The organism is Nocardioides sp. NPDC004968 (assembly GCF_040608935.1).
Lineage (GTDB): Bacteria > Actinomycetota > Actinomycetes > Propionibacteriales > Nocardioidaceae > Nocardioides.
This window is the reverse complement of sequence record NZ_JBEXJF010000012.1, coordinates 1-17,924: the sequence shown is the minus strand read 5'-3', so window position 1 is coordinate 17,924 and position 17,924 is coordinate 1. Positions and strand designations below refer to the sequence as shown.

22 protein-coding genes are annotated in these 17,924 nt (G+C 70.5%); 19 read left to right on the top strand and 3 right to left on the bottom strand.

The window, feature by feature from the left end; genetic code table 11:
* Positions 1 to 11 precede the first annotated feature (11 nt).
* Genes ABZU72_RS13965 through ABZU72_RS13950 form a run of 4 tightly spaced genes read left to right on the top strand, consistent with a single transcriptional unit; the run spans position 12 to position 2,594 of the window.
* Positions 12 to 593 (top strand): flavin reductase family protein, encoded by a 582-nt coding sequence (locus tag ABZU72_RS13965; protein ID WP_160023260.1) that lies wholly within the window; start codon positions 12 to 14, stop codon positions 591 to 593.
* A gap of 59 nt (positions 594 to 652) precedes the next feature.
* On the top strand, positions 653 to 988 hold the full coding sequence (locus tag ABZU72_RS13960) for a metalloregulator ArsR/SmtB family transcription factor (RefSeq protein WP_141804731.1): 336 nt from the start codon (positions 653 to 655) through the stop codon (positions 986 to 988).
* On the top strand, positions 955 to 1,905 hold the full coding sequence (locus ABZU72_RS13955) for a cation diffusion facilitator family transporter (protein ID WP_355019447.1): 951 nt from the start codon (positions 955 to 957) through the stop codon (positions 1,903 to 1,905). The genes ABZU72_RS13960 and ABZU72_RS13955 overlap by 34 nt, the downstream gene beginning before the upstream one ends.
* Positions 1,902 to 2,594 carry a cation transporter gene (locus ABZU72_RS13950; RefSeq protein ID WP_355019446.1) on the top strand — a complete coding sequence of 231 codons (693 nt, stop codon included), beginning with the start codon at positions 1,902 to 1,904 and terminating at the stop codon, positions 2,592 to 2,594. Before ABZU72_RS13955 ends, ABZU72_RS13950 begins: the two co-directional genes overlap by 4 nt.
* 30 nt (positions 2,595 to 2,624) lie before the next feature.
* Here ABZU72_RS13950 and ABZU72_RS13945 read toward each other — a convergent pair whose 3' ends face one another.
* Both ABZU72_RS13945 and ABZU72_RS13940 read right to left on the bottom strand, forming a co-directional pair.
* Entirely contained in the window at positions 2,625 to 3,035 is a 411-nt protein-coding gene (locus ABZU72_RS13945) for an RpiB/LacA/LacB family sugar-phosphate isomerase (RefSeq protein WP_355019445.1), read from the bottom strand.
* A gap of 22 nt (positions 3,036 to 3,057) precedes the next feature.
* A complete protein-coding gene (locus tag ABZU72_RS13940) occupies positions 3,058 to 3,510 on the bottom strand; it encodes a nuclear transport factor 2 family protein (protein WP_355019444.1) in 453 nt (150 codons plus the stop codon).
* A gap of 88 nt (positions 3,511 to 3,598) precedes the next feature.
* Here ABZU72_RS13940 and ABZU72_RS13935 point away from each other — a divergent pair, with 88 nt between their 5' ends.
* A complete protein-coding gene (locus ABZU72_RS13935; protein WP_355019443.1) occupies positions 3,599 to 4,468 on the top strand; it encodes an alpha/beta hydrolase in 870 nt (289 codons plus the stop codon).
* Here the strand turns inward: ABZU72_RS13935 and ABZU72_RS13930 are convergent, their stop codons facing one another.
* Positions 4,469 to 5,308 carry an LLM class F420-dependent oxidoreductase gene (locus ABZU72_RS13930; protein ID WP_355019442.1) on the bottom strand — a complete coding sequence of 280 codons (840 nt, stop codon included), beginning with the start codon at positions 5,306 to 5,308 and terminating at the stop codon, positions 4,469 to 4,471.
* Between the two features lie 62 nt (positions 5,309 to 5,370).
* Between ABZU72_RS13930 and ABZU72_RS13925 the strand changes: the two genes are divergently transcribed.
* The 14 genes from ABZU72_RS13925 to ABZU72_RS13860 form a co-directional block, all read left to right on the top strand.
* A complete protein-coding gene (locus ABZU72_RS13925; protein WP_355019441.1) occupies positions 5,371 to 6,978 on the top strand; it encodes an FAD-dependent oxidoreductase in 1,608 nt (535 codons plus the stop codon).
* Positions 6,979 to 7,767 carry an enoyl-CoA hydratase-related protein gene (locus ABZU72_RS13920; protein ID WP_355019440.1) on the top strand — a complete coding sequence of 263 codons (789 nt, stop codon included), beginning with the start codon at positions 6,979 to 6,981 and terminating at the stop codon, positions 7,765 to 7,767.
* Between the two features lie 76 nt (positions 7,768 to 7,843).
* A complete protein-coding gene (locus ABZU72_RS13915; RefSeq protein ID WP_355019439.1) occupies positions 7,844 to 8,392 on the top strand; it encodes a helix-turn-helix domain-containing protein in 549 nt (182 codons plus the stop codon).
* Position 8,393: 1 nt separating this feature from the next.
* Positions 8,394 to 9,629: a cytochrome P450 gene (locus ABZU72_RS13910; RefSeq protein WP_355019438.1), complete on the top strand. Its 1,236-nt coding sequence runs from the start codon at positions 8,394 to 8,396 to the stop codon at positions 9,627 to 9,629.
* The gene (locus ABZU72_RS13905; RefSeq protein ID WP_355019437.1) at positions 9,626 to 10,405 is read left to right on the top strand and encodes an SDR family oxidoreductase; all 780 of its coding nucleotides are present in this window, start codon (positions 9,626 to 9,628) and stop codon (positions 10,403 to 10,405) included. The genes ABZU72_RS13910 and ABZU72_RS13905 overlap by 4 nt, the downstream gene beginning before the upstream one ends.
* Complete coding sequence (locus ABZU72_RS13900; protein WP_355019436.1) at positions 10,402 to 11,772, top strand: cytochrome P450; 1,371 nt, start codon at positions 10,402 to 10,404, stop codon at positions 11,770 to 11,772. Before ABZU72_RS13905 ends, ABZU72_RS13900 begins: the two co-directional genes overlap by 4 nt.
* Positions 11,769 to 11,963, top strand: coding sequence for a ferredoxin (locus tag ABZU72_RS13895; RefSeq protein WP_355019435.1), 195 nt, complete (start codon positions 11,769 to 11,771; stop codon positions 11,961 to 11,963). Before ABZU72_RS13900 ends, ABZU72_RS13895 begins: the two co-directional genes overlap by 4 nt.
* Complete coding sequence (locus tag ABZU72_RS13890; protein ID WP_355019434.1) at positions 11,964 to 12,566, top strand: hypothetical protein; 603 nt, start codon at positions 11,964 to 11,966, stop codon at positions 12,564 to 12,566.
* Positions 12,563 to 14,044: an aldehyde dehydrogenase gene (locus ABZU72_RS13885; protein ID WP_355019433.1), complete on the top strand. Its 1,482-nt coding sequence runs from the start codon at positions 12,563 to 12,565 to the stop codon at positions 14,042 to 14,044. Before ABZU72_RS13890 ends, ABZU72_RS13885 begins: the two co-directional genes overlap by 4 nt.
* Positions 14,041 to 14,805 (top strand): SDR family oxidoreductase, encoded by a 765-nt coding sequence (locus ABZU72_RS13880; RefSeq protein WP_355019432.1) that lies wholly within the window; start codon positions 14,041 to 14,043, stop codon positions 14,803 to 14,805. The genes ABZU72_RS13885 and ABZU72_RS13880 overlap by 4 nt, the downstream gene beginning before the upstream one ends.
* A complete protein-coding gene (locus ABZU72_RS13875; protein WP_355019431.1) occupies positions 14,802 to 15,674 on the top strand; it encodes an NAD(P)-dependent oxidoreductase in 873 nt (290 codons plus the stop codon). The genes ABZU72_RS13880 and ABZU72_RS13875 overlap by 4 nt, the downstream gene beginning before the upstream one ends.
* Before the next feature lie 15 nt (positions 15,675 to 15,689).
* The gene (locus tag ABZU72_RS13870; RefSeq protein WP_355019430.1) at positions 15,690 to 16,151 is read left to right on the top strand and encodes a carboxymuconolactone decarboxylase family protein; all 462 of its coding nucleotides are present in this window, start codon (positions 15,690 to 15,692) and stop codon (positions 16,149 to 16,151) included.
* A complete protein-coding gene (locus ABZU72_RS13865) occupies positions 16,148 to 17,764 on the top strand; it encodes an FAD-dependent oxidoreductase (RefSeq protein ID WP_355019429.1) in 1,617 nt (538 codons plus the stop codon). The genes ABZU72_RS13870 and ABZU72_RS13865 overlap by 4 nt, the downstream gene beginning before the upstream one ends.
* 42 nt (positions 17,765 to 17,806) lie before the next feature.
* A partial coding sequence (locus ABZU72_RS13860) for a MucR family transcriptional regulator (protein ID WP_355019548.1) occupies positions 17,807 to 17,924 on the top strand: 118 nt, incomplete at its 3' end.

Genomic DNA, 17,924 nt, shown 5'->3' with positions numbered 1-17,924 from the left:
TGCCTGATGGGATGTCTCCCGATGCCGCCGAGAGCTGGCCGCATCCGGAGCTGATCGAGTCCTTCCACGGTCGCTTCGACTTCGAAGCGCCACCGTCTCCACCGGAGACCCCTGCCGACGCGGAGGCGGACGCCCGGTTCCGTACGGTGCTGGGCCGCTTCGCCTCAGGGGTCACCGTGATCGCCGCGCAGACCGCGGAAGGCCCGGTCGGGATGACCTGCCAGTCGTTCTCCTCGGTGTCGCTGCGGCCGCCGCTGATCCTCTTCGCGCCGACCAAGTCCTCGCGGGCCTGGGCCCGGATCCGTCGGGCCGGGCACTTCTCGGTCAACATCCTCGCCGCCGGCCAGGAGGCCGTCTCGAACCAGTTCGCCTCGCGTGCCGCGGACAAGTACGCCGACATCTCCTGGACCCCGTCGGCCCACCACGGCGACCCGCATCTCGACGGGGCCGTCGGCTATCTCGACTGCGCGGTCCACTCGGTCCACGAGGAGGGCGACCACTATCTCGTCGTCGGCCGCGTCCTGGACCTCGAGGAGGGCACCGCCACAGAGCCGCTGCTCTTCTTCCGCAGCAACTACCGGGAGCTGGACTGACCCGTCCCGCCATTGGTTCAGCTTTTGCTGAATACATGTTTCGGTGTACTGTCGCGGGCATGGTCACCGCCACCACATCGTCTCTGGACGCTCTCGCCCGGTTCGGGCACGCCCTCTCCGACGCCACCCGGGCCCGGGTCCTGATGCAGCTGCGCGAGGGTCCGGCCTACCCGGCCGAGCTGTCCGAGTCGCTGGGCGTGACGCGCCAGTCGATGTCGAACCACCTGGCCTGCCTGCGTGGCTGCGGCCTGGTCGTCGCCGTCCCCGAGGGCAGGCGGACCCGCTACGAGCTCGCCGACGGCCGCCTCGCGCATGCTCTGGCTGACCTGCACGACCTGATCCTGGTCACCGATCCGGAAGCATGCCGCGACTCCGCCGAGCAGGGCTGCTGCTGATGGGCCACGGGCACGGACACGGTCACGGCGCCGCGGTGGGCCACGCCGGCGGCAGGCACCGGTGGCGCCTGGCCGTCACCTTCGCCATGGTGTCGGCGTTCCTGGTCGTCGAGCTCGTCGCGGGCCTGTGGTCGGGGTCCCTGGCACTGATCTCCGACGCCGGCCACATGACCGCGGACGTCGTCGCGCTGGGTGCGGCGCTGGTCGCGACTCGGATCGCCACCCGCGCCGACACCACCGGTCGCCGCACCTACGGCTCCTACCGGGTCGAGGTGTTCGCCTCCGGGCTGACCGTCCTGGTGATGCTCGGGGTCGCGGTCTACGTCGTGCTCGAGGCGATCGGCCGCATCGGGGAGGGATCCGAGGTCCAGACCGGGGCGATGCTCGTGGTCGGTGCGATCGGCCTGGCCGTCAACCTGGTCTCGATGCTGCTCCTGCGCGCGGGGGCGAGCGAGTCGCTCAACCTCAAGGGCGCCTACTTCGAGGTGGTCGCCGACGCCGCCGGCAGCGTCGGTGTGATCGTGGCCGGACTGCTGGTCGCCGCCACCGGGCAGCCGCTGTGGGACACGGCCGTCGCCGTCGCGATCGGAGTCTTCGTCGCCGTACGCGCCATCGCTCTGGGCCGTCAGGTCCTGGCGGTCCTTGGCCAGCACGTCCCCGAGGGCATGGAGGTCGACCAGGTCGTCGCCGACCTCGAAGCGGTCCCGGGCGTGGACGGCGTTCACGACCTGCATGTGTGGACGTTGACCTCCGGGATGCATGTCGCCACCGCGCATCTGGTCCTGGATGCGGGCACCGATGCCCAGGCCGTGCTGGCTGAGGCGCAGAGCGCGCTCGCCACCCGGCACCAGATCGAGCATGCCACCCTGCAGACCGAGACCGCCCCGACCCGCCAGTGCCATGAGGTGAATTGGTGAGCTCGGGCCTCCCGATCCATGTCATCGGCGGACCCGATCCGTCCCGGAGGGCCGTCCTGGTGCGACGGGTCCGCCTCCTGGTCGCCTTCACCATCGCCTACAACGTGATCGAGGCCGTGGTGGCGATCGCGGCCGGAGCGATCGCCGGCTCGGCGGCACTGCTCGGCTTCGGTCTCGACTCGGTCATCGAGGTCTCCTCCGCTCTCGCGGTCGCCTGGCAGTTCGCCGGCCGCGATCCCGAGGCCCGCGAGAAGGTCGCGCTGCGGATCATCGCGTTCTCCTTCTTCGGGCTCGCGGCCTTCGTCTCCTATGACGCCGTCACCAGCCTGATCGCCGGGCACGCCGCCGACCACTCCGGTCTCGGCATCGGCATCGCCGCGCTGAGCCTGCTCGTGATGCCCGCCGCCTCCTGGATCCAGCGCCGCACCGGCAACGAGCTCGGCTCCCACTCCGCCGTAGCCGACTCGAAGCAGACGCTGCTGTGCACCTACATGTCCGCGGCGCTGCTCGTGGGCCTGCTCGCCAACAGCGCCTGGGGCTGGTGGTGGGCCGACTCGGTCGCTGCGCTCGTCATCGCCGCGCTGGCCGTGGGGGAGGGGATCAACGCCTGGCGCGGTGAGGTCTGCTGCACTCCGGCCGGGGCCCTCGCCAGCCACGATGGCTGCGACAAGGGCTGCGCCTGCTGCTGACCGGGCAGCCTCGGGGCTCCCGGGGTGCGCTCACAGCTCGTCGAGGCGTTTGATCGCGGCCGCTTCCTCGGGGTCGGGATCGGTCTCGTCGAGGAAGGCCCGGGTGACCTCGACCGCGACGTCGGGGGCGAGGCGCTTGAGGCTCATCGCCAAGACGTTGGCATCGTTCCACAGGCGCGCGTTGCGGGCGATCCAGGGCTCCCAGGCGAGGGCGGCGCGTACGCCGGGGACCTTGTTGGCGGCGATCGCCGTGCCGGTTCCGGTCCAGCACATCACCACGCCGACGTCGACGCGGCCCTCCGCGACCGCCCGGCCGATGCCGGCGCCGAGGTCGGGCCAGGAGTCGGTCTCGACGACCTCGACGTCACCGCGCTCCCGCAGCTCGGCGAGCACGGCCCGGGTCGTCTCGTTCTCGTCGTCGCTTCCGAAGGCGATCCGCATGGTGCCGAACCTACCCTCGTGCTCAGGCGTGCGTGGCCGGTCCGCCGGGTCCGGTGAACTTCGCGCTGGGCTGGTCCTTCAGACTGGTGGTCAGCTCCCAGGTGCGCTGGTAGCCGGTGTGAGCGATGCGCCAGCCGAGCGGCGTACGGGTGTAGCGGTCCTCGTAGAAGGCGGCGCCTTCGAGGGCGAACTCGTAGGCGGGGGCGAAGACCTTGTCGTAGAGATACCAGCGGCCGGTGGCCGCATCGCCGTCGACCGCGATCTCCGGGTGGTGGAGGTGGTGCATCGTGATGATCTCCGCGGGCAGGTTGGTCCGCATGTAGTCGACCAGCTCGGCGGGCGAGGTGAACGAGAGCCCGGCGTAGTCGGCGGTGGCGTCGTCGCTGAAGCAGGTGGCGAACTCGTCCCACTGCTTGGTGTCGAGAAGGCGTACGTAGCGGTACTTGAGCTGCTCTATCTCGCTGATGTCACTCATGCGCCGATCATAGTAGAACGTGTTCTATTCTGGGGCGTCGTCTGTGCGAGCTGTGCGGTGACGTTCGACCGCCGGTCGGCCGTAGGTCATGACGAAGACCGTCGCCGAGGTGCAGGATCACGGTGTGGACGGGATGGTCGAGCTGCGCCAGCGGCGGGCGGCGCTGTTGGCGAACCGCCGCCTGACCTGGGTGTTCGGGGTGGACGACCCGGGGGTGGTGGTGCGCGAGGCATGGGTCGGCGAGATCCGGCTGCGCGTCCACATCCCGCGAGCCCAGGCCTCGGGGCGGCCGATCGTGCTGGCATTCCATGGTGGCGGCTGGTGCTGGGGATCGCCCGAGCAGTCGCGCTGGATGGCCGGCCGGATCGCGGCCCGCATCGGGGCGGTCGTGGTCGCGCCGGCCTACCGGCTCGCTCCGGAGCATCCCTATCCGGCGGCGGTCGAGGACTGTTGGGCCGTGCTGGCGTGGGTCGTCGCGAACGCCGACGAGCTCGGCGCCGATCCGACGAGGATCGCCGTGCTGGGCGACAGCGCCGGTGGCACGCTGGCCGCGGTCCTGGCGTTGCGCGCCCGGGACGAGGGCGAGTCTCGGATCCGCGGGCAGGTGCTGATCTATCCGCTCGTCGATCTCGTCGGCCTGCGTGGCCCGGGACTGGGCGGGATCGTGGATCACTACCTCGGCAAAGACGTGTCGCTCGCCGAGGAGTGGTCGGCCTCGCCGCTGCGAGCGCGGTCCCATGCGGGTCTGCCGCCCGCGCTGGTGCTCACCGCGCGGTTCGACCCGATGCGCTCGCACGCCGAGCGCTACGCCGACGCGCTGCGTACGGCTGGGGTGGAGGTCGCCGTTCACTGCCCGCGGCTGGCGACCCACGCCTATCTCACCCTGCCGGGCATCTCGCCGGCCTCGCGAGGCGGCCTGGCGCGGATCGTCGGCTTCCTGCGCGAGCGGCTGGGCTGATCAGCCGAGGTCGAGCCTGCCCGCCAGCTTGTCGAGGTAGGTGAGCACGCCTGCCGGCTCGGTGTCGGGGACGCCCCAGATCAGCTCGTCGGCCACCGACCACTCGGCCAGGTCGTCGGGTGTCGGCCGCTTCGCGACGAGGACGCGTACCTCGGGCTTGCCCTCGCGGCCCGCCGACTCCCACTCGTCCTGCAGCGTCTTCACCTTGTCGCCGATGCCGGCCTCGGTCGGGGTCGACATCCAGCCCTCCGCGTTGCGGGCGATCCAGCGCAGCGTCTTGGGGCCGCCGCCGGCGCCGACGATCGTCGGGATCCGGCCCTGCGGTGGCTTCGGGTAGGCCCAGGATGGGCCGAAGGAGACGAAGTCGCCCTGATAGGCCGCCTCCTCCTCGGTCCACAGCGCCCGCATCGCCTCCAGGTACTCCTTCAGTGCGGTGCGCTTGCGGTCGCCCGGGATGCCGTGGTCGGCGAGTTCGTCGGTGTTCCAGCCGAATCCGACCCCGAGCGAGACCCGGCCGCCGGAGAGGTGGTCGAGGGTCGCGATCGTCTTGGCGAGCGTGATCGGGTCGGACTCGACCGGCAGTGCGACGGCCGTGGAGAGCCCGATCCGCGAGGTGACCGCGGCGCAGGTCCCGAGGGTGACCCAGGGGTCGAGCGTACGCAGGTAGCGGTCGTCGGGGAGCTCGGCGCCGCCGGTGGGGTGCAGGGCGTCGCGGCGCACCGGGATGTGGGTGTGCTCGGGCACGTAGAACGTGTCGAAGCCACGCTCCTCGGCGGCGGTGGCGAGCTCGGCGGGCGCGATGCCGCGGTCCGAGGTGAACAGGACGATGCCGTGGCGCATGACACAACAGTAGAACGTGTTCTAGTCTTTGCGGAAGGGATCAACGGGAGAGAGAAGTGAACATGGAAGCCGACTACATCGTCGTAGGCGCCGGGAGTGCGGGCTGCGCCACCGCTCGCAGGCTGGCCGAGAGCGGTGCCAGCGTGATCGTGATCGAGGCGGGAACCAAGGACACCGCCTTCGGGATCAAGAACCTGCTCGAGCTCCCCGGCGCGGTCGCCGCGATGCTCTCCACGCCACAGCTGAAGAAGCTGGTCGACTGGGGCTACAAGTCGGTCCCGCAGAGCGCCGCCCTCGACCGGGTCATCCCGATGACCCGCGGCAAGGTGCTGGGCGGCTCGTCCTCGATCAACGGCATGCTCTGGGTGCGCGGCAACCGCCAGAACTTCGACGACTGGGCGGCCGACGGCGCGACCGGATGGTCCTACGACGACGTGCTCCCGGCGTTCAAGCGGATGGAGGACTTCGAGGGCGGCGGCGACGAGTTCCGCGGCCAGGGCGGGCCGGTGAAGGTGCGCTACCAGAAGGACCTCACCCCGGCGACGCAGACCTGGCTCGACGAGGCGCCCAAGCGGCTCGGGGTCAGCGCGCTCGACGACTACAACGGCAAGGAGCAGGAGGGTGTCGGCGTCGTCCAGCTCAGCGCGTCCGAGGGGCGCCGCTACTCGGCCTCGAAGGCCTACCTGCGCGAGCAGCCGCTGGACAACCTGCTGATCCTGACCAAGGCCCAGGTCACCCGCGTACGGATCGAGGGCTCGCGCGCCACCGGCGTCGAGGTCGTCGGTGCCGACGGCGACGAGCAGACCATCCGGGCGACCCGCGAGGTCATCGTGGCGGCCGGCGTCTACGGCTCACCGCACCTGCTGATGCTCTCCGGAATCGGTCATTCCGGCCACCTCCGCGACCACGGCATCCAGGTCCACGCCGACCTTCCCGTCGGCGACAACTTCCACGACCACCTCTTCGTGCCGGTCTCGTTCCGGATGGATTCGGCGCTGCGGCGGCCCACGCCGGCCTACTTCGCCGCTGGCTTCGCGAAGTCGCGGCTCACCCGCAAGGGCTGGGCTGCCGGCTCGCAGTTCGAGGCCTTCGGGTTCGTACGCAGCGCCTTGGCCGATCAGGTCCCCGACCTGCAGCTGCACGTCCTCTACTGGGTCTACCCGTTCCCGAACCAGGACGGCGACAAGGCCATCCGGCCGCCGACGAGCAAGCCCGGACTGTGCATCCTGCCCACGCTGATCTACCCGGAGAGCCGCGGCACCGTACGCCTGGCCAGCGCCGACCCGCTCGCGCACCCGCTGCTCGACCCGGCCTACCTGACGTCGGGCAAGGACACCGAGGTGCTCCTGGACGGGATCGCGAAGGTGCGCGAGATGATGGTCGGTCTCGGGGACAACCAGGGCGAGATCTCGCCCGGCCCGTCGTACGCCACCGATGAGGCGACCCGTGAGCTGCTGCCCAACATTGTGCACAGCGTCTACCACGGCGTCGGCACCTGCCGGATGGGGTCGGACGAGCGCGCCGTGGTCGACCCGTCGCTGCGGGTGTTGGGCATCGACGGCCTGCGCGTCGCCGACGCGAGCGTGATGCCCTCGATCACCGGTGGCAACACCAACGCGCCCTCGATCATGATCGGGGAGCGCGCCGCCGACCTGATCCTGGGGGCATAGATGTCCGACCTGCTGCTGAGCCAGGACCGCGATCGCGTCCGTACGCTCACCCTCGACCGTCCCGACCAGCTCAACGCGTTCAGCCAGGCGCTCTACGTCGCTCTCGCCGAGGCGCTTCGCGAGGCCGACGAGGACCCGGAGGTGGCGGTCGTGCTGCTGACCGGGACCGGCCGGGCCTTCTCGGCGGGCACCGACCTGATCGAGATGAAGGAGACCGCCTCGGGTGGCGACGAGAGCGCCGCCCACGGGTTCATCGGCCTGGTCGACTCCCTGGCGGCGTTCTCCAAGCCGCTGGTCGTCGCCGTCAACGGGCTGGGTCTCGGCATCGGCGTGACGCTCCTGGGCTTCGCCGACCTGGTCCTCGCCTCGACGAAGGCGAGGTTCAAGACGCCGTTCACCACGCTCGGGGTCGCGCCGGAGGCGGCCTCGAGCTTCCTGTTCCCGCGGCTGATCGGCCGCCAGAACGCCGCCTGGATGCTGATGTCGGGGGAGTGGTTCAGTGCCGAGGAGGCCCACGAGATGGGGCTCGTCTGGCGGGTCACCGAGCCAGAGGAGCTTCTCGAGGTCGCCTGGGGTCACGCCGCCACCCTCGCTGCGAGGCCGATCAGCAGCCTGGTCGCGGTCAAGGAGACGATGACCGCGTCGCTGCGCCCTGGGATCGAGGCTGCCCGGGAGCTCGAGAACGCCAAGTTCGCCGAGCTGCTCGGCGGTCCCGCCAACATCGAGGCGCTCGTCGCCTTCGCCGAGGGGCGGGAGCCCGACTTCACCAGGCTTCCGCCCGGGGCCTGAACCGGGCACAACGGGACTCCGATTCCGTCGTGGTCACCCCCTTGCCCGAAACGAGAACGTGTTCTAATCTGGACACGTGTCCAGCGCAACGAGCACCCGCCAGGCGGAGACGGTCGAGCGAGTGTTCGCCGCAGGTCTGGCCGAGCTGCGCGAAGTGGGGCACGAGGCACTGACCGTCCGTTCGGTCGCTGCCCGGGCCGGGGTCTCCCCGGCCACGGCGTACACCTACCTCGCCTCCAAGAACCATCTCTTCGCCGAGCTCTTCTGGCGCCATCTGGCCGAGACGCCGGCGGTCGAGGAGACCGGATCCCGCGTGGAGCGGGTGCAGGCGGCCGTACGCGGCCTCACGACCCGGATCGCGGAGGAGCCGGCGCTCGCGGCGGCGGTCACCCCGGCGCTGCTGGGCAGCGACTCCGATGTCGAGCGGCTGCGGCTGCGGATCGGGGCCGAGTTCGCTGCCCGGTTCGAGGCGGCGCTCGGCGAGGGTGCGGCCGAGGCCGAGCGCGAAGCCCTGCTGCTCGCCTTCTCCGGGGCGCTGCTGCAGGCGGGCATGGGCCTGATGACCTACGACGAGATGGCCGACCGGCTCGCCCCGGTCGTCGCCGTGATCGTCGGTAAGGAGTGAGATGACGAGCACCACCACCGAGATCTTCGACCCCTACGACTACGACTTCCACGAGGACCCCTACCCGGTCTATGCCCGGCTGCGGGACGAGGCGCCGCTCTACTACAACGCCTCCGACGACTTCTGGGCGCTCTCCCGGCATGCCGACGTGCACGCCGCGGTGAAGAACGACGTCACCTTCTCCAACCGGATGGGGGTCTCGCTCGACGCCAGCGCCTGGAACACCGACGCCCATCGGGTGATGTCCTTCCTGGCTCTGGACGGCAAGGAGCAGACCCGGCTGCGCAAGCTTGTCTCGGCCGGTTTCACCCCGCGCCGCGTACGCGAGCTCACCCCGCAGATCCAGGCGCTCGCCGACCACTACCTCGACGCGCTGATCGCGGCCTGCGCCGAGACCGGAGAGGCGGACTGGATCGCCGAGCTCGCCGGCAAGCTCCCGATGGACGTCATCTCGGAGATGATGGGCGTCCCCGTCGCCGACCGCGACGAGGTGCGCCGCCTGGCTGACCTGGTGGTGCACCGTGAGGACGGCGTACGCGACGTACCGGAGGCCGGGATGACAGCCGCGCTCGAGCTGATCGGCTACTACGCCGAGATGGTCGCGCAGCGGCGCAAGCAGCCCAGCGAGGACCTCACCTCGGCACTCATCGAGGCCGAGGTCGACGGCGACCGGCTGCTCGACCACGAGGTGATCGCGTTCCTGTTCCTGATGGTCGTGGCCGGCAACGAGACGACCACCAAGCTGCTCGGCAACGCGCTCTTCCACCTCGGCGCCCACCCGTCTCAGCTCGCCGAGGTCTTCGCCGATCCCGAGGACACCGCGCCGGTGGGCGCATGGATCGAGGAGACCCTGCGCCACGACACCTCCAGCCAGATGCTGGCCCGCTACGTCGCCGAGGACGTCGAGCTCCACGGCCAGGTCGTCCCTGCCGGGTCGAAGCTGCTCGTGCTGCTCGGCTCGGCCAATCGCGACGAGCGCGTCTTCACCGCCCCGGACGTCTTCGACATCCATCGCCCCTCCGACGAGCTCGGCAGGATCATGAGCTTCGGCGTCGGCCGGCACTTCTGTCTCGGCGCCAACCTCGCCCGGCTGGAGGCTCGCGTCGTGCTGGCGGAGCTGGTGCGGCGTACGTCTGGCTTCGAGGTCCACGCCGACCGTGCTGTCCGCGTGCACTCCACCAGCGTGCGTGGGTTCGCCGAGCTGCCCGTCACGTTCGCCTGGAGGACGGTCCGATGAGCAAGTACGCACAGCCCGACCGCCGCCCGGCGGTGATCACCGGCGCCTCCTCCGGGATCGGCGCGGAGACCGCGAAAGCGCTGGCCACGGAAGGTTTCCCGGTCGCGCTCGGTGCCCGGCGGCTCGACCGGGTCGAGGAGATCGCCGCCGCGATCCGGGCCGACGGGGGAGAGGCGGTCGCGCATCCCCTCGACGTGACCTCGGACGAGTCGGTCGCCGAGTTCGCCGCGAAGGCGGTCGCCGACCTTGGCGAGATCGAGGTCGTGGTCAGCAACGCCGGCGTCACCCATCCGGGAGCCACCGTCGACGTCTCCACCGAGACCTTCGGCGGCCAGGTCGACATCAACCTGCTCGGCGCCCACCGGATCCTGCGCGCCTTCGGGCCCGGGATGATCGAGCGGCAGCGCGGCGACCTGGTCTTCCTCTCCTCCGACGTGGCGGTGAAGCCGCGGCCGTTCATGGGAGCGTACGCAGCCTCCAAGTGGGGCCTGGAAGGCATGATCAACGCGCTCCAGATGGAGCTCGAGGGCACCGGCGTCCGGGCCTCCATCGTGCGACCCGGTCCCACCCACTCCGACATCGGCAACGAGTGGCCCGCCGAGCTCGGCGGCTTCGTGCTGGAGCAGTGGGTCAGATGGGGCCTCGCGCGCCACCCACACTTCCTCAAGGCCCGGGCGCTGGCCGACGCGATCACATCGGTCGTGACCGCCAAGCGCGGAGTCCACATCAGCACCATCGACGTCAACCCCGAAGCCCCTGTGCAGGAGCCACGATGACGATCCCCACCGTCTCCACCGTCCTGGACGACCAGGACCCCAGCGTCCCCGAGATCATCCGCGGCACCGGACATCTGCCGGAGATGCGGGTCGACCCGATCTCGCTGTTCACCCGCGTCCGCGAGGAGTGCGGCGACCTCGGGCGCTTTCGGCTCGCCGACAAGGACGTCGTCCTGGTCACCGGAGCCGAGGCCAACGAGGCGTTCTTCCGGGCGCCCGACGAGGTGCTCGACCAGGCGGCCGCGTACCCGTTCATGACGCCGATCTTCGGCAAGGGCGTCGTCTTCGACGCCTCTCCGGAGGAGCGGCAGCAGATGCTGAAGAACCAGGCGCTGCGCGGCGACATGATGCGCGGGCACGCGCAGACGATCGAGGCCGAGATCCGCCGGATGATCGCCGGCTGGGGCGACGAGGGCGAGATCGACCTGCTCGACTTCTTCGCCGAGCTGACCATCTACACCACCTCGGCGTGCCTGGTCGGGAAGCCGTTCCGCGAGGAGCTCGACTCCTCCTTCGCCCAGCACTATCACGAGCTGGAGCACGGCACGGACGCCATCGCGTACGTCGACGCCTACGCCGACATCGAGAGCTTCCGGATGCGCGATGCCGCCCGGGAGAAGCTCGTCGCGCTGGTCCAGGCGATCATCGACAAGCGGGTCGCGCGGGCCAAGGAAAATGGGGGCAAGGTCGCTCGCGAGGAGCGCGACCTCCTCGACGTGCTCATCTCGATCGAGATGGACACCGACACCATCACCGGGGTCTTCATCTCGATGATGTTCGCCGGCCACCACACGTCCTCGGGCACGGCCTCATGGGCGATGATCGAGCTGCTGCGGAACCCCGAGGTCATGGGCGATGTCGTCCAAGAGCTCGACGAGCTGTACGCCGACGGCAGCGACGTCTCCTTCCAGGCCCTGCGCTCCATCCCGGTGCTCGAGGCGGCGCTCAAGGAGACGCTGCGGCTGCACCCGCCCCTGATCATCCTGATGCGGCTGGTGCGCGAGGACTTCGAGCTGCTCGGCGAGACCATCCCGGCCGGCACCCTGCTCGCCGCCTCGCCACGGGTCTCCAACCGGATCGAGGCCGACTTCCCTAGGCATGCGTCCTTCGACCCGAGCCGCTACATCGACCCGCGCCAGGAGGACATGCAGAACCGCTGGACCTGGATCCCGTTCGGCGCGGGCAAGCACCGCTGCGTCGGCAACGCGTTCGCGATGATGCAGATGAAGGCCATCTTCTCGGTCATCCTGCGCGACTACTCGTTCGAGGCGGCGCAGCCGCTCGAGTCGTACGCCGACGACTTCACCAAGATGGTGATCCAGCTCCAGCAGCCCTGCCGGGTCCGCTACCGGAGGCGGTCGCCGTGAGAATCGCTGCTGACCTGGGGCTCTGCCAGGGGCACCAGGAGTGCCTCGCCGAGGCCCCGGAGCTCTTCGCCTTCGACGACGACAGCTATCAGGTCGTCCTACGCATCACCGAACCGTCCGAGGAGCAGCTTCCCGCCGCGCGTGCGGCCGTGAAGTACTGCCCCGCTTTCGCTCTCAATCTGGAGGACTGAATGGACCGCGCCGAGATCGAGGAGTTCTGGGCCCACTGGCTCGACCTCAACCGGAAGGCGGAGGCCGACGGCAACTGGTCGCCGCTGGCCGACGTGTATGCCGAGGACGCGACGTACGGCTGGATGTACACGCCGGACGAGCACTTCATGGCGGTGGGCCGCGAGCAGATTCGGGAGTGGGCGCTCGGCACCGAGATGGCCGGGCTCGAGGGCTGGCACTACGACTACCAGGCGACGGTCATCGATGACGTCAACGCCATGGTGATCGGCTTCTGGCGGCAGCGGGCCGGGATCGTCGACGACGCGACCGGCGAGGAGTACGAGATCCTCGGGATCGGCGGCTCCTGGTTCGGGGTCGCACCGCGGCCCGACGGCGACGGGCTGGAGTTCGCCTGGCAGCGGGACTGGTTCGACCTCGGGTCGACCGCGACCACCTTCCTCGACATCGTCAAGGCGAAGAAGGCGACCGCCGGGCTGCTGGAGCGGATGTCGCTGAACGGCATCGAGCAGCCCGGCCACTACCGCCTCGCCGACCTGCCCTCGACCGTCTGGCCGCCGCCGGTGGCGGCCGGGAACTTCGTCACCCAGGAGCTGCCGAGATGACGCGCATCCCCACCAACCCGCCCGCCCAGCAGCTCGTCGACGGCAAGCTCGGCGCGGCCAGCTCCGGCGAGACGTACGCCATCCTCAACCCGGCCACAGGGCAGGAGATCGGGCGCGCGCCCGACTCGACGGCCGAGGACATGGACGCCGCCATCGCGGCCGCGCGGAAGGCCTTCGACGAGACCGACTGGTCGACCGACGTGGCGTACCGGATCCGGTGCCTGCGCCAGCTCCACCAGGCGATCCTCGACAACGCCGAGGCTCTGCGCGAGCTGACCACCGCCGAGGTCGGCGCGCCCGCGTTCCTGGTGGCCGGGCCGCAGTTCGACACCCCGGTCGAGACGTTGAAGTGGACCATCGAGCTCGCCGAGTCCTTCGAGTGGGAGCGGGACCTCGGCGTCGGGGTCACGATGGGGATCTCCTCGCGGCGTACGGTGCGGCGCGAGGCCGTCGGCGTGGTCGCCGCGATCACGCCGTGGAACTTCCCCAACCAGATCAACCTCGCCAAGATCGGACCGGCGCTGGCGGCGGGAAACACGGTGATCCTGAAGCCCGCCCCGGACACGCCATGGCTGGCCGCGGAGCTGGGCCGGCTGGCGGCCGAGCACACCGATCTCCCGCCGGGCGTCTTCAACGTCGTCACCCCGCGCGACAACCGGGTGGCCGCGATGCTGGCCGAGGACCCGCGGGTCGACCTGGTCTCCTTCACCGGATCCACGGCCACCGGCCGGGCGATCATGGCGGCCGCTGCGCCCAGCCTGAAGAAGGTCTTCCTCGAGCTCGGCGGCAAGTCCGCGGCGATCGTCCTCGACGACGCCGACATCGCCTCGGCCGCCTCGATGGCGGCTTTCTCGGTAGCCGTCCACGCAGGTCAGGGCTGTGCTCTGACCACCCGGCTGCTGGTGCCTCGCGACTCTTACGACGCAGCCGTCGAGGCGGCCGCCGCGACGATGTCCTCCCTCGGCGCGGGCGACCCGGCCGATGCCGGCACGATCTGTGGCCCGGTGATCTCCGCGGTCCAGCGCGACCGGATCCTCGGCTACCTCGCGCTCGCCGAGGAGGAGGGCGGCCGCATCGCGACCGGTGGCGCGGTCGCGGTCCAGGACGGCGACCTCGCCGGCGGCTTCTGGATCCAGCCCACCGTCGTCGCCGGCCTCGACAACTCCGCCCGCGTCGCCCGCGAGGAGATCTTCGGCCCCGTGCTCACGGTGATCCCGCACGACGGCGACGACGATGCCGTACGCATCGCCAACGACTCGCCCTACGGCCTCTCCGGCTCCGTGGAATCCGGGTCGCTGGAGCGCGCGAAGTCGGTCGCCGCCCGGATCCGCACCGGCACCATCGGTGTCAACGGCGGCCAGTGGTTCGGCCCCGACGCCCCCTTCGGCGGCTACAAGCAGTCCGGCCTCGGCCGGGAGATGGGCGTCGAAGGCTTCGAGGAGTACCTCGAGACCAAGTTGATCGCGGAGCCGGCATGAGCACAGGAGAGACCATGAGGTTCAAGGACAAGGTCATCGTCGTCACCGGCGCCGCCCAGGGGATCGGCGAGGCGTACGCCAAGGGGCTGGCCGCCGAGGGAGCCGCCGTCGTCGTCGCCGACCTGAACGAGGAGAAGGGGCAGCAGGTCGCCAAGGAGATCGAGGCGGCCGGCGGCGTCGCCAGGTTCGTACGCTGCGACGTCTCCGACCACGCGTCGGCGGCCGCGCTGGTGGCCGAGACGACCGAGGCGTACGGCGGGATCGACGGGCTGATCAACAACGCCGCGATCTACGGCGACATGGCCTTCGACCTGCTGATCACCGTCGACTGGGACTACTACGAGAAGTTCATGAGCGTGAACCTCAACGGGGCCCTCGTGATGACCCGCGCGGCCTACCCGGCGATGCAGAAGCGGGGCGGTGGGGCGATCGTCAACCAGTCCTCGACCGCCGCCTACCTCTACTCCGGCTTCTATGGTCTGGCCAAGGTCGGCATCAACGGCTTGACTCAGCAGCTCGCCCACGAGCTCGGTGGGATGAACATCCGGGTCAACGCGATCGCGCCGGGGCCGACCGACACCGAGGCGACCCGCACCCAGGCCGGTGACGCGGCCAAGGAGATGACGAAGCAGATGGCGATCAAGCGCCTCGGCACCACCGAGGACATGGTCGGGACCGCGAAGTTCCTCCTCTCCGAGGACTCCTCGTGGATCTCCGGACAGATCATCGCCGTCGACGGCGGCGGGACGTTCCGGCTGTGACCGCGGTGCCCAGGACGCGCGCCGGGTTCGTCGGGCTCGGCAACATCGGCAAGCCGATGGCGCTCCAGCTCGCCGGCACGGACGGGATCGAGCTGTGGGTGCACGACATCGCCGAGGAGCCCGTCGCCGAGCTCGGTGCCGCCGGTGCGAAGGCGGCCGGCTCGGTCGCCGAGCTGGCCTCGGCCGTCGACGTACTCAGCGTGATGGTGCGCGACGACGACCAGGTGCGCCAGGTGCTCGCCGAGGTGCTCACGTCTGTGGGTGACCGTCCGGGGCACGACCCACTGACGGTCCTGGTGCACTCCACGGTGGCCCCGGAGACACCGGCCGAGCTCGCGGCGACCGCCGAGCCGCACGGGGTGAACGTGCTCGATGCCCCCGTCTCCGGCGGCCCGATGGGGGCAGCCGTTGGCACCCTGGCCATCCTCGTGGGCGGCAGCCCGGAGGCGTACGCAGCGGCCGGCCCGGTCCTGGCCGCGATGGGCTCCAAGGTGGTCCATGCCGGCCCGGTTGGCGCCGGGACGAGGTTCAAGCTGGCCCGCAACCTGCTCCACTTCGCTTCCTTCACCGCCGCCACCGAGGCCCAGCGGCTCGCCGAGGCGGCGGGGCTCGACCTGGTGGCGCTCGGTGAGGTCGTACGCCACACCGACGCGATCACCGGTGGCCCGGGCGCGATCATGCACCGCGACACCACCGCGCCGATCGAGGAGACCGACTTCTGGCACGGCGTCTTCGGCCACGTGGTCGCGCTGGGGGAGAAGGACCTCGGCTTCGCGATCGCGCTCGCCGACGAGCTCGGCGTCGAGGTGCCGCTCGCCCGGCTCGCGCTCGAGCGCCTGGCGCTGGGGCTCGGGCTGCCCAAGGACTGAACAAGGAACGGACACATGACTTCAGAGCACATGAGTGATGGCATCGACAAGTTCGCCGACCTTCCCGAGCAGCGCGCCAAGGGGCTGCGCAAGATGGAGGAGGTCTACGGCTTCGACATGGCCGACGGCGAGGGCGACTTCTTCCGCTACACCGCCGACCATCTCTTCGGGGACATCTGGCAGCGCCCGGGCCTGACCACCCGCGACCGCCGGCTCCTGCTGATCGGCCTGCTCGCCGGGCAGGGTGCGGCGGACGTGCTCGGGATCCAGGTGCCCGCGGCGTACGCCAACGGCGAGCTCTCCGAGGACGAGCTGCGCGAGATCGTGGTGTTCCTGAGCCACTACGCGGGATGGCCGAACGGTGCCAGGATGAACACGGTCGTCGAGGAGACGATCGGGAAGGCCCAGCGGATGGCTCAGCGGAAGGCTCAGCGGAAGGCTCAGCGGAAGGCTCAGCGGAAGGCTCAGCGCTCATGACGTACGTCATCACCCAGTCGTGCTGCAACGACGCCTCCTGCGTGGAGGTCTGCCCGGTCGACTGCATCCATCCCGGGCCCGACGAGCCGGGCTTCGGCGCCGCCGAGATGCTCTACGTCCACCCCGACGAGTGCATCGACTGCGGCGCGTGCGAGGACGCCTGCCCGGTCAACGCGATCTTCCCCGACTACGAGGTCCCGGACGCGTTCGCGCCCTACGTCGACATCAACGCCGCCTTCTTCGAGTTCACCGGCGAGCAGGAGGAGCCCGCGCCGCTGCCGTCGCTGGCCCCCAAGATCACCGGCAACGGACCGCTCAAGGTGGCCGTGGTCGGGGCCGGTCCGGCCGGTTGGTACGTCGCCGAGGAGCTCGCTGCCACCCGCCGCTGCGACGTCGAGATCACCGTCATCGACCGGCTCGCGACCCCTTACGGCCTGGTCCGCTACGGCGTCGCACCGGACCACCTGGACACCAAGGCGATCGTCTCCGGGTTCGCGAAGACGGCCCGCCACCGCCGCGTGCGGACGCGCTACAACGTCGAGATCGGACGCGACGTCACCCACGAGGAGCTGCTCGGCGCCCACCACGCGGTCGTCTACACCACCGGCGCGGGCGAGGGCCGCAGCCTCGGCCTGCCGGGGGAGGAGCTGCCCGGCTCGACCTCGGCGGCGGAGCTCGTCGGTTGGTACAACGGCCATCCCGACCGAGCCGAGCTCACCTTCCCGCTCGCGCACGAGCGGGCCGTCATCATCGGCAACGGCAACGTCGCGCTCGACCTGGCCAGGCTGCTGCTGGCCGACGAGGCGGCTCTGACGGCCTCCGACCTGGCTCCGGCCGCGCTCTCCGCTCTGGCGGCCAGCGGCATCCGCGAGGTCGTCGTCACCGCCCGCCGCGGCGCCGAGCACGCCGCCTTCACCAGCCCGGAGCTGCGGGCGCTGGCCGACGCCCCGGGCATCGACGTCGTGGTCGACGAGGCGGACCTGACCGCCCTGCCGACCGAGGCGGACACGACCGAACGCAACGCCCACACCTTCGGGTCGCTCCAGAAGGCCGACCTGCTCCGCGACCTGGCCGCCCGGCCGCGTACGGACGCCGCGAAGCGGCTCGTCCTCCGCTTCGGCCTGACACCCACCGAGATCCTCGGCACGGAGACCGTCACCGGAGTGCGCTTCGCCAGCGGCGAGGAGGTCGAGGCAGGGCTGGTGGTCCGGGCCACGGGCTACCGCTCCGCGGGCGTAGCCGGCGTCCCGAACGAGGCGGGTACCGGCCGCTTCCTGCACGAGGCCGGCCGGGTGATCGGGGCCGAGGCCACCTACACCGCGGGCTGGGCGAAGCGCGGTCCCAGCGGAGTGATCGGCACCAACCGCGCCTGCGCCGCGGAGACCGTACGCACCCTGCTCGACGACTATGCCGCGGGCGGCCTTCCCGACCCGACCGAAGAGTCGCTCGATGACCTGTTGGCAGGGAGGGGCGTGACCGTGGTCGACCAAGCCGGCTGGAACACCCTGGACGCCCACGAGTGTGCCTCGGGCGAGGAGACCGGTCGCCCGCGGGTGAAAGTGACCGATCGGACCGAACAGGTCCGCATCGCAACACTGGTCCACGCGCGGTGAGCCTGGCCGGCCCACTGGTGTCCAAGGAGTGAGACCCGCGCGGTGACTAGACGGGTCCTTCGTGGACTTGACGGGCGTTTCAGTATCAAGCGTCATCTCAACACAGCCTACGGCCTGACGCCCGAGCAGTACCGCACGAAGTGGGGCCTGCCGAGCGACT

Excerpts from the sequence above, each read along its gene's own strand:
- ABZU72_RS13920 (WP_355019440.1), top strand. The coding sequence starts at position 6,979 with ATGTCCGACCTGCTGCTGAGCCAGGACCGCGATCGCGTCCGTACGCTC.
- ABZU72_RS13955 (WP_355019447.1), top strand. The coding sequence starts at position 955 with ATGCCGCGACTCCGCCGAGCAGGGCTGCTGCTGATGGGCCACGGGCAC.
- ABZU72_RS13960 (WP_141804731.1), top strand. The coding sequence starts at position 653 with ATGGTCACCGCCACCACATCGTCTCTGGACGCTCTCGCCCGGTTCGGG.
- ABZU72_RS13910 (WP_355019438.1), top strand. The coding sequence starts at position 8,394 with ATGACGAGCACCACCACCGAGATCTTCGACCCCTACGACTACGACTTC.
- ABZU72_RS13905 (WP_355019437.1), top strand. The coding sequence starts at position 9,626 with ATGAGCAAGTACGCACAGCCCGACCGCCGCCCGGCGGTGATCACCGGC.
- ABZU72_RS13885 (WP_355019433.1), top strand. The coding sequence starts at position 12,563 with ATGACGCGCATCCCCACCAACCCGCCCGCCCAGCAGCTCGTCGACGGC.
- ABZU72_RS13925 (WP_355019441.1), top strand. The coding sequence starts at position 5,371 with ATGGAAGCCGACTACATCGTCGTAGGCGCCGGGAGTGCGGGCTGCGCC.
- ABZU72_RS13880 (WP_355019432.1), top strand. The coding sequence starts at position 14,041 with ATGAGCACAGGAGAGACCATGAGGTTCAAGGACAAGGTCATCGTCGTC.
- ABZU72_RS13935 (WP_355019443.1), top strand. The coding sequence starts at position 3,599 with ATGACGAAGACCGTCGCCGAGGTGCAGGATCACGGTGTGGACGGGATG.
- ABZU72_RS13900 (WP_355019436.1), top strand. The coding sequence starts at position 10,402 with ATGACGATCCCCACCGTCTCCACCGTCCTGGACGACCAGGACCCCAGC.
- ABZU72_RS13940 (WP_355019444.1), bottom strand. The coding sequence starts at position 3,510 with ATGAGTGACATCAGCGAGATAGAGCAGCTCAAGTACCGCTACGTACGC.
- ABZU72_RS13965 (WP_160023260.1), top strand. The coding sequence starts at position 12 with ATGTCTCCCGATGCCGCCGAGAGCTGGCCGCATCCGGAGCTGATCGAG.
- ABZU72_RS13930 (WP_355019442.1), bottom strand. The coding sequence starts at position 5,308 with ATGCGCCACGGCATCGTCCTGTTCACCTCGGACCGCGGCATCGCGCCC.
- ABZU72_RS13865 (WP_355019429.1), top strand. The coding sequence starts at position 16,148 with ATGACGTACGTCATCACCCAGTCGTGCTGCAACGACGCCTCCTGCGTG.
- ABZU72_RS13945 (WP_355019445.1), bottom strand. The coding sequence starts at position 3,035 with ATGCGGATCGCCTTCGGAAGCGACGACGAGAACGAGACGACCCGGGCC.
- ABZU72_RS13870 (WP_355019430.1), top strand. The coding sequence starts at position 15,690 with ATGACTTCAGAGCACATGAGTGATGGCATCGACAAGTTCGCCGACCTT.
- ABZU72_RS13890 (WP_355019434.1), top strand. The coding sequence starts at position 11,964 with ATGGACCGCGCCGAGATCGAGGAGTTCTGGGCCCACTGGCTCGACCTC.